At 50.4% G+C, this 13,216-nt stretch carries 11 protein-coding genes and 1 pseudogene; all 12 read left to right on the top strand.

What is annotated here, in order from left to right; all coding sequences use genetic code 11:
• Positions 1 to 291 (top strand): annotated as a pseudogene (locus tag COY37_RS00060) (hypothetical protein); the annotation flags it as partial.
• Between the two features lie 64 nt (positions 292 to 355).
• Positions 356 to 1,453, top strand: coding sequence for a NapC/NirT family cytochrome c (locus COY37_RS00055; RefSeq protein WP_353682985.1), 1,098 nt, complete (start codon positions 356 to 358; stop codon positions 1,451 to 1,453).
• 59 nt (positions 1,454 to 1,512) lie between these two features.
• Positions 1,513 to 3,537: an O-antigen ligase family protein gene (locus COY37_RS00050; RefSeq protein ID WP_286678993.1), complete on the top strand. Its 2,025-nt coding sequence runs from the start codon at positions 1,513 to 1,515 to the stop codon at positions 3,535 to 3,537.
• Positions 3,538 to 3,782: 245 nt separating this feature from the next.
• A complete protein-coding gene (locus tag COY37_RS00045; protein WP_286678994.1) occupies positions 3,783 to 4,319 on the top strand; it encodes a GerMN domain-containing protein in 537 nt (178 codons plus the stop codon).
• Between the two features lie 159 nt (positions 4,320 to 4,478).
• Positions 4,479 to 5,189, top strand: a complete 711-nt coding sequence (locus COY37_RS00040) for a tetratricopeptide repeat protein (protein WP_286678995.1) — start codon at positions 4,479 to 4,481, stop codon at positions 5,187 to 5,189.
• A gap of 18 nt (positions 5,190 to 5,207) precedes the next feature.
• Positions 5,208 to 6,686 (top strand): 6-bladed beta-propeller, encoded by a 1,479-nt coding sequence (locus COY37_RS00035; protein ID WP_286678996.1) that lies wholly within the window; start codon positions 5,208 to 5,210, stop codon positions 6,684 to 6,686.
• A 497-nt stretch (positions 6,687 to 7,183) separates the two neighbouring features.
• The gene (locus COY37_RS00030) at positions 7,184 to 8,764 is read left to right on the top strand and encodes a hypothetical protein (protein WP_286678997.1); all 1,581 of its coding nucleotides are present in this window, start codon (positions 7,184 to 7,186) and stop codon (positions 8,762 to 8,764) included.
• 125 nt (positions 8,765 to 8,889) lie between these two features.
• On the top strand, positions 8,890 to 9,567 hold the full coding sequence (locus tag COY37_RS00025) for a hypothetical protein (RefSeq protein WP_286678998.1): 678 nt from the start codon (positions 8,890 to 8,892) through the stop codon (positions 9,565 to 9,567).
• A 13-nt stretch (positions 9,568 to 9,580) separates the two neighbouring features.
• Positions 9,581 to 10,543: a NapC/NirT family cytochrome c gene (locus tag COY37_RS00020; RefSeq protein ID WP_286975397.1), complete on the top strand. Its 963-nt coding sequence runs from the start codon at positions 9,581 to 9,583 to the stop codon at positions 10,541 to 10,543.
• Positions 10,530 to 11,849: a hypothetical protein gene (locus tag COY37_RS00015; RefSeq protein ID WP_286679000.1), complete on the top strand. Its 1,320-nt coding sequence runs from the start codon at positions 10,530 to 10,532 to the stop codon at positions 11,847 to 11,849. Before COY37_RS00020 ends, COY37_RS00015 begins: the two co-directional genes overlap by 14 nt.
• A 158-nt stretch (positions 11,850 to 12,007) precedes the next feature.
• Positions 12,008 to 12,568 (top strand): hypothetical protein, encoded by a 561-nt coding sequence (locus tag COY37_RS00010; protein WP_286679001.1) that lies wholly within the window; start codon positions 12,008 to 12,010, stop codon positions 12,566 to 12,568.
• Positions 12,569 to 12,801: 233 nt separating this feature from the next.
• The coding region (locus tag COY37_RS00005) for an FxLYD domain-containing protein (RefSeq protein WP_286975393.1) at positions 12,802 to 13,216 on the top strand (415 nt) is incomplete at its 3' end.

Here is a 13,216-nt window from a genome sequence, read left to right as displayed (position 1 = left end):
GTTGGGGCGACATTGCCGGGGGTAGGCTCATGTCAAAGGGGCGGCTGTCATAGTTTGAATAGGATCGAATCCGGCTCCGGGGACATCAAGATAAACCATCGCAACCATGTACAGCGGGCCGATATCCCCTGCATAAAATGCCATCCCGGCGCTGCACACCCGCATGTGGGGAAAATCGGTGATACGCTGCCAAAACGCAAGCTCTGCATGCAGTGTCATACGGCTATGCAGAATAATTGCCCTTTCTGTCATACCAAGAGATTTGCTATGTCCACACAATTCACTCATTAGCGGTATGTTAGCATGGACAACTCTTTACAAGGACAACTCTTTAGCTTGTTAAGACACCTATCTAATGTTACAATCGAGCAAAATGCGTAAGTTTAATTTCCGGAATACAAAATCAAGAATCCGGGTCCCGCGCCTTAGCCTGCCGGACTTGCATGGCCCACGCTCGAGGCTCCTACTAATAATCGCCGGGGTTGTAGGGTTCGCAATAATTGCTGCCGCAGGCTATGGTTTTTGGTATACTTCGCAACCTGAGTATTGCAAGTCATGCCATGAGCTTTCACCTGCTATTCAGTCCTGGCAAAAACAATCGTTGCACGCAGAGGTTGATTGCGGTGTCTGCCATTACACCGGCCCCTTGGGCTTTCTCAAACAAAAAACGGACCTTGCGGTCGAAATCTACCGTCATTACACCAATTCCTATCAGCAACCCATTAATGTAGACAGCGCGCTCAGCAAGAAAATCGACAACGACGGCTGCTTGCAGTGCCATACCCCCAAGCGAATCGTTACGCCGACCAAAGGCCTGAAGATGAACCATAACATCCACCTCAAGAAGGGAATCAACTGTACGACGTGCCACAACCGTGCCGGACATCCGGGCCTTCCCGAGTACCGGACCTTCCTCACTATGGACGGCTGCTTCCGCTGCCACGGGCTCTCGAAATCAGCGCTGGCGCCGGGAAGCTGCTTTACCTGCCATCCGCAGAAAGGGTTTGACCTGGTTCCATCCGATGGGTATTTAAATCACAAAACGGGAACCTGGCGCATACCGGATCACGGTAAAACCGCCTTGAAAAACATCGAGCCATGCTTGATGTGTCACCAGAAAACCTTCTGCCGGGGCTGTCACGGTGTGGAGGTTCCCCACACCGATAAGTTCATCAAGCAAGACCACGGCGGTATCGGCAGCCAAAACCCGCAGATATGCAAGAAATGCCACCGCCAACAGGATTTCTGTAACTCGTGCCACCACAAGGGCTTTATCGGCCCGCCGGGCTCCTGGATACCCATGCATAGATATGTTGTCGCCAAGCAAGGACCGGCGTACTGCTTTAACTGTCACGGTCCGACATTTTGCGCCTGGTGCCATGTGCGTGGACAGAAGCAACCGAACAGCGAGCGCCTAAAGCCCGACCCGGCATTTCAGACATCGCAGCAATAAAAACCTTGCCATTAAGTATCATCACAGTAGATATTAGATACAGTTGGTGAAAAAGTAATTTGAGCGAGCGAACCAATGACATCGAACCGTTATCCGTAGGTGCACGTTTAGAAAGATGGCTCTACCTCGGCCTTTTAGCGCTCGTAATCGCCCTGCCACTCGTAATGACCCCATACCTTTCGGCGGACACGTTTGATATCGCAAAGCTTGTGGCTTTGCGCCTTATCAGCTTGGGGCTTGTTGGCATCTGGGCATTTCGCGTCGCCATCAAAAAGGAGCGCCGGGTCCGCTGGAGCAAACTTGACGCACTGTTACTCCTTTTTATAATGCTCGTTACTGTATCGACGATATTCTCACTTCAGCCCTCTCTATCAATCCTTGGAAAATACCGGCGTTTTGAAGGTCTGTTGACCTTTATCAACTACGCGGCCATCTACTTCCTCGCCCTGCAAAGCTTTGCCTCATTTGAAAGAATCAAGGTGCTTGGCAGGTTGCTTTCACTGGTAGGCGGGGTCGTTTCGATCTACGGGCTCGCCCAGTTTACGGGCTTTGACCCTATCTCCTGGCCGGGACAGCAGTTTGAGCTATGGCGAAGCTTTTCCACGTTTGGTAACCCGGATATGTTAGGTGGCTTCTTAGCACTTGCGTTTCCCACGGCACTGGCTTCATACCTCGATGCAGAGGGCGCGAAAGACAGCACGCTCTACGGAATCGCATTTACCCTGATTACAGCATGCCTTCTGACAAGCTACACCCGGGGCGCCTGGCTGGGTGCGGTTGCAGGCATACTTGTGTTTGCCCTGTTGGTCGGCAGGTTTGTCCTTTTGAGCCCACGAAAGCTCGCCGTCATCGCGGCTGTTTTTGTCATCACCTTTGGAAGCATAGCTTTCTATTCAGGTACGCGAGCGCACAACACAAACCTGCTTGAGCGAATCTCCTCGACATCCCAAATTAGCGAAGGAAGCGCCGGCAGCAGGCTAGAGATATGGAAGGCCGCTCTACGCGCAACCGAGGAACGCCCCCTGTTAGGGTTCGGGCCGGATACGTTTAATCTCCTCTCACAACGGTATGAGACCGTGCGCTACGTGAAAATCGTTCAGGGCAACTCAACCGCAGATAACGCTCACAACTATTTTTTGCAGCTTGCCGCGACAGTTGGGATTCCCGCCGCGATATGTTTTATCGTCTTCATATGCGCAGCGCTTTTCTTTGCACGAAATTCAATCCGCTACTATGATGCGAACACAAAGCGTGTCTATGCCGGCCTTATCGCAGCGGCGGCCGGCTACATCGTCTACCTTGCCTTTGGGCTCAGCATCATCGGCAGCACACCCCTGCTATGGTTGATAATCGGGGCGATCCTTTCGCAGGCCTACTTCGTACACACCAACAAGGTTAAGGCCGTACCCGCAATCATCGCGGCATCGGCGACCACACTCACCTTCCTTATAGCTGCCTATCTTGCCGTGACTATGTATGCTGCCGATGTTCACTTTAACCGGGCGATGACGCTTGAGAATTCGGGTAACCCCGATCAGGCAATTGCAAGCTTTGACACCGCAATGCGCCTCTATAAAAACGGTCTCTACTTCGATCTCTACGGACGATACCTGCAAGATATTGGCCTCGCTAAGCATGATACGTCACTGCTCGTCAAGGCTAAAGATATCGCAGAGACGGCCGCCGACCTCGAGCCGAACGACTCGGATCACTGGATTTATCTTGCAAACGCATACGCCACTCTAACACAAGGACCGGGGACCGGGTATTTTGATTCGGCCGAAGAAGCTCTCAATAAGGCGCTCGCGATACGGCCATACTCGCCGCTTGCCCAACTGCTTTTGGCGAACGCTTATGAGGCGGAAGGCCGTTATGACGACGTCCTGAGGCTGCTTGAATTCGTCCGCGATGTAAACCCGACCTCAAAAGAAGCCTACTTGCTGACTGCTGAGGCGTATAAAAACCTCGGGAATAAAGAGCTTGCCGTAACGTACTATAAGAAGTACCAGTCCCTTAACCCGCGTGATACCAAGGTAGGCCAGATTATTCAGGGTCTGCAAGCCATACAACGTGCGCCAAAATAGCCAACGATGGAAACTTAAATAGGCGCTTTAGTACCATCCGCCTGCTATCCTAACAACAGATGCTCTGTTTATTTACTAAAGAAACCGAGTTATACTATTATCAAAACATTGTTTTTTTATTAATAAAACGCTATTTTTTGACTAAGTATATTGAAGAGCAGATGCTTTTTGGTTATAGTAGAGACAAGCTGGTGGTATATATTACCAGTTAATGCAAGTTTTATGGTTTAGTTTATGGAGTGGTTATGAGGTATCTTACTGCGATGTTAACGGTAGTCGCACTTCTCTTAATTGTTGTGGCGGGGTGTGCGACCGAACCCAGTTACCTGGCTGCACCTACGGACCTACCAAAAACCGATGCCTCCAACAACTACATGCAAATCGTTGTTTACTATCCGGATAAGGATGCGCTGGCCAAAGAGGTCCGTGAGGTACCCAGAGAAACGGATAAAGTAAAAGCGGCACTCGACATTCTTTTTGAGGGTAAGCCGAATAACGGCAATATCATGCCCGTTATGCCTGAAAACGTCAAAGTCCTCGGCACAAGGATCGACAACAACACGGTAACTATCAACTTCAACAGAAACATCCTCAACTTTAGCGGAAACAAGTCGTCTCAAGACTTGCTTCTCATGGCAATAATTTCAACAGCCCAGCAATCAAACAGCTTAAAGCAGTTCAAATTCCAGGTCGAGGGCAAGGAAAAAGGTCGGATTGACGGCAAGGATGTTGAAAAGTTTTGGGGTGGTGTAACCCTTAAAGATCAACCGTGGAAAATCTAGTTCGTTACTGCCTTGCTGAGAGATTATCCTGCACGCAAACAGTACGTTCTTTCAGCAAGTATTCCCTTCTTAAGCGGTTGAGTGATATCTTACTAGATTTAAACGCAATGAAGCAGTATGACCGGTATACGCCAAAAACAATCGGAAAGGTTGGTATGAATGAACGTTTATGCTCGCTTATTCTTTAGGGCAATAATCCTGGCTCTCATGATCGGTATTGTCGTTGTCTTGGGATTGCTGGCTAAAACTGCGGTAGTGCACCAGGCACCGGCGGTTCCAAGAACATATGTCGAGAGAGCCTACATGGATGCAGAACAAGCTGTGAAAGCCGACCCAAGAAACGCAAAAGCCAGGATTGCGCTGGCCAAGGCATATATAGCTGTTGGCAGGTTTAACAATGCGATCGAGCAAGCCTCGGTTGCGACCAGACTCGATCGCAAGAGTATGGATGCGTACATGACATTAGGTATCGCCTACAACAGGACAAACCAGCACGACGCTGCAATCTCAACGCTTAAAAAAGCGCTGATGGTGGAGCAAGGGACGGCAGAATTACAAAGCCAAGTGTACGATAACTTAGGCCAGGCCTATGAAGCAACAGGAAATATCCCTGATGCGATTAAGGCGTATGGGGCAGCATATGATTCATCCGGGCAAGACATAAACATAGGCTACTCCTATGCGAGCATGTTGGAGAAGGCCGGCAAATCACAAGAAGCCCTCACCATCTACAAGGATATAGTCGCATTCGTGCCGGATGAGAAGAAGGCACAAGACGAGCTGGTGCGGCTTAGCGCAAAGCTTCAGTCAAGCAAAAAAGGGTCGGCGCCTAAAGCTGCAACACCACCGTCGACCGCGGCGAAACGATAATGTTTGGAGGTTATGAGTTTGTCAACGGATAATTTTTACGTCCAGGACCGTTCAGCACTAAAACGATATCTCGCAATTGTCGGCTTTTTAGGCTTGGTCCTCCTTGGGATGTTGTTTCTTTACAACCTGCTGAACAAACCGCCGGAAGTTAAGGGCGATGACAACCCAAAGGGGCTTACCAGCCTGTTCTCGATCTATGGGTTTGAGGGAGATCGCCTTAATCGGCCCACCGGGGTTACCACCGATGCAAATGGCAACATCTACGTAGCCGATAGCGAAAAACACAGGATACTTATCTTTGATAGCAACGGCACCTTCATCGACCAGTTTGGCGACGCGGGGCAGAAAAAATACGAACTCTGGTACCCGAACGCGGTAGCGGTAGCGGATAACGGCCAGGTCTTCGTAGCCTGCAAGCAGTCAAACAGAATCGTTATATTTAACGCAGATCACAAGCCGATCTGGCAGATCAACGTGCCGGCTCCGCTTGCGCTCACCATCAAGAACAACCGGGTTTATTCGACTACAATGCGTGGCGTAATGATCGGTGATGTTAAAGGCAACCTCATTAACAATTTTGGCACACGCGGTCCTCGGGTAGGGCAAGTTGATTTCCCAACCGGTATTGCGGTTGATGATAAGGGAACTATTTACGTTGCGGACAGCTTGAACTACCGGATTCAGGCATTTACGCCAGAGGGCAAGAGTCTCTGGACATTCGGCAAACCAATCGACAAGAAAAACCCGCTCACGGACAGATTCCGTACATTCGGTCTTCCCGTAAGCCTGACAATCGATAAAGACAATATCCTCTACGTCGTAGATGGCCTGGGCGGAGAGATAACTGTTTTAGATACCAAGGGTAAGCAACTCGACAAGGTTGGCGATTGGGGCCATAACGAAGGCCAGTTTTATTACCCGGAAGGTATCGCGTATACCGGCAATGAAACCTTTGTTGTAGCGGACAAGTTTAATGACCGCGTACAGGTACTAAGGATCCCGAGTCCGGTTATTACGCCAATCCAGCGGGCCTCAGGGTATGGTCTGCCAATACTGGCCCTTATCCCACTACTCGCACTTATCCTATGGATGCTGCGTAGGCGTTCGTTCCGGTACGTGTTTGATGAGAGTTTCATAGAAGAGGCCCTCAGCAAAGGCTATGCCGCCTCAATTATTAGCGAGCTCGGCAAGGTATACGTAACGGGGTCGATATATGAAAAGTATAAAGACGTTGAGGAAAATGGCGTAAAGCTCGGTGCGCTGCTAAAAACAAGGCCGTTCTCGCCCGATGTGGCGAAGAAGATCACAGTGGAGCACGGTTGTACCGAAGAAGAAGCCGCCTCGATTTCCTTATCAAAAGAGCTTAAAGGGCGCATCGCGATGCTTACTGAGAACGGTAGAGTAGCGCAGATCGCAGCCGCCTACGGCATTACTGCAAAGCGGCATGACGATCTTGTGGATTCGCAATCCATGCATACGGCACATTCCCCCGCATAAGGAAGCCTATAAGGATGGGCGCTTTTTTATGCTTGCTGCACTGGCAATGGAGAAGCAATAAATGCCGGCGCATGTTAGTAATATTACGTAACTATGTAATTTGCACTACAAATTATTGTAAATCTATTTACTAATGCGTTTTCGTATGCTATGTTTACCTTAGCAATTACTCGTTTGGTTGAAAACCAAATAAACACAAGAAACAGGCACAGAACTTAGCACAAACAGATTAACAAACAAAAAGCAGACAGTATTTGAGTAAGCCCTGTAAAGCACTACTGCAATCCACTACCCAATTTTTCTCTCGACTTCAAACGAGTTGCTCAAGAACAACGGTCGAACATGGCTAGTATTTATTTAAGCGCTATTCAATACAGTGCGTCCGCAAGGATTAAGCCGGAGCCTAACGCCAACGCCGTGCACAACCGGGCAATGGAGTAAGCTTTGCGGTCCATTCGATGAAATCCTTTACTCCAACTGAAAGGAGGTGAAATTGAATGAAAAAGGCTTTGATTATCTTAATGGCTATGGCTTTCGTGCTTGGTATGTCAAGTATCGCCTTTGCAGCGCCACCGGCTGTTGTCACTACCACTCCGGTAGCTACGCCTACGGCTGGCGCATTCTATGGCAATCCCGCCACCGATACGACGTATAACAGCATCGATGGTCAGTCGAACTGGGCGTATAAAGATAACTACGATACAACCTTCCCTAACGGCAACGCCTCCAAATATGAGGGTTCATATTTGAAGTTCCAACATACTGATGGCCCCGTTACAACGGCCGACGGCAGTACGCAGACTGGTGCAGGGTATTATCAGGGTTTTGCCGACGAAGGTACAACAACCAGTACAGGCACGATGAGAGGCCCACACGGTGACTATGCCACGACTTCGAATAAGTGTAAAACTTGCCACGGAGTCCACCGTGCCGACGGTATCTACGAGTTATTGCGGTCGGATGACCCCGACAGCGCGTGCGATTACTGCCATGTAGGGTCCGCGATCCATAGCATTAGAGCAGCGTACTATCGCTCAACCTCTGGCAAATACACCAGCAACGGTCACACGATCGGTTCCGGCCCAGAGATTCCTGACAGCTCAGTTTGGCAATGGCAAGAAGTAAGAACTATCGCAAGCGCCAATGGCTCCTCGATTCAGATTAAAGCTCGTGCCTATAACCCGGCAGAGAACAAGATCTTTAAGACAGGCGGTCATGGCGGATTAAAGCGTGTAGGCCCATACCTGCTGCAGTGCCAGACCTGCCACTCCGTACACAACGGCAGCCAGTTGACCTGGAAGCCGGGTTCGGATACCAGCGGCTATATGCTCCTGAGAAACTCTCCATCGGGTTCATGCGACAGCTATACGGCTATGACCCAGTACAAGGGAGTGACCTTTACGAGCCATGGTGCTACAACGCCAAATCTCGCGCAAGTTCTTGTCCCAGAGACAACGATGACTTCCGGCAACACCGGTGGCCTAACGACTTCGACGGGCAAGGAGGGTACTAGCACGGTATTTACCCTCTGGACGCAATGGCAGGGCCCCGATACCGGCGTTAACGATGGCGCGCACCTCGCTGTATGGTGTGCCGACTGCCATAACCTCAACATCGGTTATCCGGTTAAAGATCTCGGTCAGGGTGCTAACAACACATTGTTTGGTAAGTACTCACACGTCGATCGTACCCACCCGGTACCTTACATGCAGGCGGGAACAGGCGCCAACAACGCTCCGGATTGCTACAGCTGCCACGTCACGGATATGTATCCGGCGACTGCCAGCAGGTGCGGTAACAAGTGCCATATCACGCCGAATGGCTACAAGGGTATGCGCGCGAAATCTGACTTCCCGCACTCCGGTGATGAGGGTTCGACCAAACTGCTCGGCGATATGCCGGCAGGCGCAGGTATTGCATCTTACGTAATGCCTGACGGTACCACTACGGACACACCGTTCACGTATGGTACTGACGAGTCCGGCAACCCGATTACCAGCGCGTACGACAAAACCACGGAGCAAATCGACAGTGTTTGCTTGAGGTGTCACGCAGAGGATGTCGGTGTTACCCAGTAACACGAGAAATGCACTCAATAAAGGCGCTGGCAAACACCAGCGCCTTTATTACTTTAGAGCTGCTAGCTTGACCATTTAACAAGCAGACGGTGAAGTTTTAAGAACGAGCGAGAGGTTTATTGAAAATGCAAAGTCCGGCAGCCAGGCACAAAATATCGGCAGACCACATCGTTATAGGGATTGTCTCCGCGGCAATCGTGCTCTCTCTTTTCACGGCGATATTCTACGCTGTCGGGGAGTCATCAGCGATGAGCGTCTATACGAAGGACGCATTAGAACAGCACCACTCGCCTGGTTCCATGCAGCAAAGTAGAGCTGAGAAGCCAAAACCGACTATCGAACCGCTTACCCTTGTCCCATCTAATATAAAGGATTTCAATACCAACGCGCATCACGAGACTCCGGGCGGCGACGGCCGGGCGGCGGAAGCGATTTACCAGCCCCAAGGAGACCAGTTCACGCAGATCATGCCGCTCAACAGCTACGTGTTGATCTCATATCAGGGCAGCGATGGGCAAGCCGCCCAAGAGATTAGGAAAACCCTTGATGGAAGGTTTCCTAAAGACCGCAAGGACATCCAAATCGAGACGCAACGCGCATCATCGGGATTCTCAAACGATGGCGGAAGTTATTTTACCGGTTGGGTCTACCAGGGATTTTCCGTCAAGATAATAACGACATACGTAAATGCTATTCCGGCTAACCCGGAAATAGGCCTGCAAAAAGTCGGCGACATTCTTTCACAAAGAATCAACGTATACATAAGCAATCCAAAATATAGGAAAGGTGATCAGACAAATTAGTGTGATCGCTGATATGAATTTAAAGAAAAGTACGATTGTATTTGCCGTAGTCGGCATAGTAATTGTAATCGCAAACAGTATATCCGCCCTTTCATCGCAGCCGTCGTTCTGCGGCTTATGCCATGGACATGAATATAACGCCTGGCAGAAGAGCAAGCATAGTAAACTCAACTGTAATTTCTGTCACCGCCGTCCCGATACGATAAGTTTTATCGGACAACGGCTCGATGTCGTGCGCATGGTCGTTCTCTCCCCTTCCGTCCTGCTAAACCGGCAACCGGTTGTGGCGAAAGTGCCGAGTGTCGCCTGTCGCTCATGCCATGCCGATACGAACAAGACCGTCGTCAACAAAAACATCCGCATCAATCACACAGCGATCGTTAAAGCCAATTACGCGTGCACCGAGTGCCATAGTACCGTAGTCCACGGAAAAGCCGTACCGAATCCGCGCATAAGCTCCATGGATAAATGCGTCGGTTGCCATGCCGCCGGCCGACCCGGTGCTAACTGCAAAATTTGCCATGTAGAAAATGTGGGACAAATCGACCGTACATTTAAAGGTCCCTGGCAGATCACGCATAGCAAGGAGTGGCGTAAGCTGCATGGGATGGGCGATGTTAAGAGTTGCCAGGTCTGCCATTCAAGCGATTTCTGCTTGATGTGCCACTCGGTGACCATGCCGCATCCGGACTCGTGGCTCAACATCCATGGCGACGAAGCCCGTAAATCGAGACAGGGCTGTCTAAAATGCCATCAGGAATCGCTCTGTAATAGCTGCCACCAAATCGAGATGCCGCACCCGGCAACGTTCTTAGAAGCGCACCCACGGATCGTCGGTAAAAGCGGCACCAAGGTCTGCTATAGCTGTCACCAGAAACAGGGCTGCGACCGATGCCATGCACAACATATCCATCCCGGCTTACCAAAGGATGCCTTGAAACAGTTAAGGAAGGGGATGGGCAATGGATCCGACTAACTCTTCCACGGCAGCACGGATAAGTCTTGGCGAGATGTACACGAAGATCATGAAGAGCATCGCCGATACGATCAACAGCCCGTATTCCGACCCGGCACAGACCATACTGCTGGCCGGTATCCTCCTGGTCATCCTTTGCTTCTTAGGAATAGCAGGATACTTGATCTATACGGCTATCATGGACCACAAGAAGCCGAAGTTGCCAAAGGTCGTTTTAAAACGGGAGCCCCGAGCGGCAAAAGAGCGCCTCATAAGCATGACGGTCATGACCGTATTGGTAGGTGCGGCCGTTATCTACGGGTTCAATTATCTGGATCAACCGGGCATCTGTACAAGCTGCCATCAAGATAAACAGGCCACAGAGAGCGTGGCAACAAAACATAAAGGAATGAGCTGCATCAGATGCCACGAAGGTTCCGGCATAACCGGTTACGTCGCAGGAAAGTTTGATTATGCGAGGTGGGCTATGGCGTATTTAAGCGGGGCGGGCGCCCAGCCCCAACAGGCGCAAATCTCGAACGATGCGTGTTTAAGCTGCCACCGGAACATCCCAAAAAAAACGGTAAAGCGCTTTAATATCCGCGTCAGCCATAAAGAGTTTCTCGCTATCGGTGAGTCCTGCACCAGTTGCCATGCAAGCGCACCGCACGCGCTTGTAAACAAAACCGATCGTATGAGCATGAATAAGTGTATCAACTGCCATAACAGCCAGAAAGCGAGCGCTTCGTGCACCCTCTGTCATCCAAACCAGGCCGATACCAATATACGCACCGCAAGCCGGGGGTTCTTGCGAATTGATGTGCAGCCGCTGACGAATTGTCGTGGCTGTCATCCACCCGCGATGTGGAAGGGAGAGTGCATACGGTGTCACGGGCTGGAAATGCCCCACCCCCCGGGATGGAAAGAGGGCAGTCACGCCAAGCTCGCCTTTACGAACCGGGCGCTGTGCGACAAGTGCCATCCGCAGCCGGCGGGCATGCAACCGGCCGAGTTTCCTCATCAGGGCGTAGACGGTGTTGCGAAAAGTTACTTCTGCAACAAGTGTCATGAATTCCCTGCGCCACATGGCCCAACTCAGCAGTGGATACGCCAGCACGGCCCGGCAGCCTACGCTCAGATACCGGTGCAGACAAAGGTATGTATACAGTGTCATGGCGATGGCGACCCGGTACGCAACTGTACGAACTGTCATGGAGACTTTTGCAACAAGTGCCACAGCGATAGCCGCCATGCCACAGTATCGCCATTGTTCGGCCAGGGAGGATCGATAGAACCGTCGCAGAGTGATTTCAGCCGCGGCCCATAATATGTCGGGCGATTTCGAGCGTCGAGCGACCTTAAGACCTTACCTAGTGAAGGAGGTAATGTGCGTTATTTAGTGCTAATAAGTGAGTTAAAAGATGCTCTGCCGCACCTGGTATGAACCGTGTATTCGTAAAGATTTGATAAGGAGGTATGAGATCGATGGATCTATATTTGAAGAACAACAAGACCACTATTATCATTACGGCGTTGATTTTGATTGCCGCAGTCATCTGGTTTTTAAGCATGATAAACGCCAATAACGGCGTACCACCTGTCGGTACCATTGCGGCCAGGCCGGACGTTCATAACGAAAAGAACGAACTTACCGGTGCGAAGTTAAAAGAGAAGATATCCAAAGACCTGCTGGATGATATCAAGTTGATGCAGAGCAAAAACCCGCATGACTTTACGAAGGGTTTAACGGGACGGGCGCTGCGCCAGTTCCAGACCGCATATGAAAAAGACTTTGACGGCGGCAAGATTCGGGTGCGCGTTTACAAAACCATTGATGTGAAGGTCATCGGTATGCAGTTTGGCGTTCCTGAAGCCATCTACAAGTTCACCGATAACAGCTACTACATCGATACCAAAACGCGCCAACCGGTAAGCCAACCGCTTAACGTAAAACGAGAGTGGGCGCTGGGTCTGGCAAAAGATGCCGGGGGCCACTGGAAAGTATCCCTCATCATGGGCGCAGCAAGAAACAGCAAGCATCCGTAAGAGAGATAGAGGAGATATTTGCGACACGTTTACGATGCATTTATTGACCGTACTCTTGCAGGCTGCTACCTTTAAGGTGATCTTAACAATCTATAATATGAGCCTGCTATAACAGCATGTTATAGCAACTGTTATAACCATGTGTTTTAACCATGTGCTATGGCAACGGCTACGGATAATCAAAGGGGCAGTTCTTGCCCGTAATACAGCATCAAACAGGAGGAAGTTTTATCATGAAGAATAGCTTTGCCAGGCTATTGCTCAGCCTAGTACTGCTGGCGTTTATTCTGCTTGCAGCAGGCTGCAGCAGTTCATCTTTAGAAAGCACCGTGAAATCCCCGGATGCCGGGGGAGGAAATGCGCTGGGCAGCAAAGATCTCAACGACATAAAAGGCATGCTCGGCCTCGAGGTAGGCGGCCATTATCCGGACAACTACGGCCTTTCGCGCGTTTACGGCACGGTGACAAACGGCAGTAAACAAAATTTGAAATCGGTTACCCTTGCGATTAGCTTCGGCAAGAGGGGCCAGGGCATAAAGGTTGGAGAGGTAGAGGTTAAAAACCTGCCGGCCGGCGAAAAGAAAAGCTTTGATATCGCGACAACGGTTAACGCATCCAACCAGGGTGAATACAGCATCAATCTTATTG

The organism is Candidatus Aquicultor secundus, from assembly GCF_002791875.1.
Lineage (GTDB): Bacteria > Actinomycetota > Aquicultoria > Aquicultorales > Aquicultoraceae > Aquicultor_A > Aquicultor_A secundus.
The sequence above is the reverse complement of the archived record's forward strand: the minus strand, read 5'-3'. Positions and strand labels throughout refer to the sequence as shown.

What these genes read in the sequence shown, in the direction of transcription:
- COY37_RS00055 (WP_353682985.1), top strand. Translation starts at nt 356, where the DNA reads ATGTTACAATCGAGCAAAATGCGTAAGTTTAATTTCCGGAATACAAAA.
- COY37_RS00045 (WP_286678994.1), top strand. Translation starts at nt 3,783, where the DNA reads ATGAGGTATCTTACTGCGATGTTAACGGTAGTCGCACTTCTCTTAATT.
- COY37_RS00040 (WP_286678995.1), top strand. Translation starts at nt 4,479, where the DNA reads ATGAACGTTTATGCTCGCTTATTCTTTAGGGCAATAATCCTGGCTCTC.
- COY37_RS00030 (WP_286678997.1), top strand. Translation starts at nt 7,184, where the DNA reads ATGAAAAAGGCTTTGATTATCTTAATGGCTATGGCTTTCGTGCTTGGT.
- COY37_RS00025 (WP_286678998.1), top strand. Translation starts at nt 8,890, where the DNA reads ATGCAAAGTCCGGCAGCCAGGCACAAAATATCGGCAGACCACATCGTT.
- COY37_RS00020 (WP_286975397.1), top strand. Translation starts at nt 9,581, where the DNA reads ATGAATTTAAAGAAAAGTACGATTGTATTTGCCGTAGTCGGCATAGTA.
- COY37_RS00015 (WP_286679000.1), top strand. Translation starts at nt 10,530, where the DNA reads ATGGATCCGACTAACTCTTCCACGGCAGCACGGATAAGTCTTGGCGAG.
- COY37_RS00010 (WP_286679001.1), top strand. Translation starts at nt 12,008, where the DNA reads ATGGATCTATATTTGAAGAACAACAAGACCACTATTATCATTACGGCG.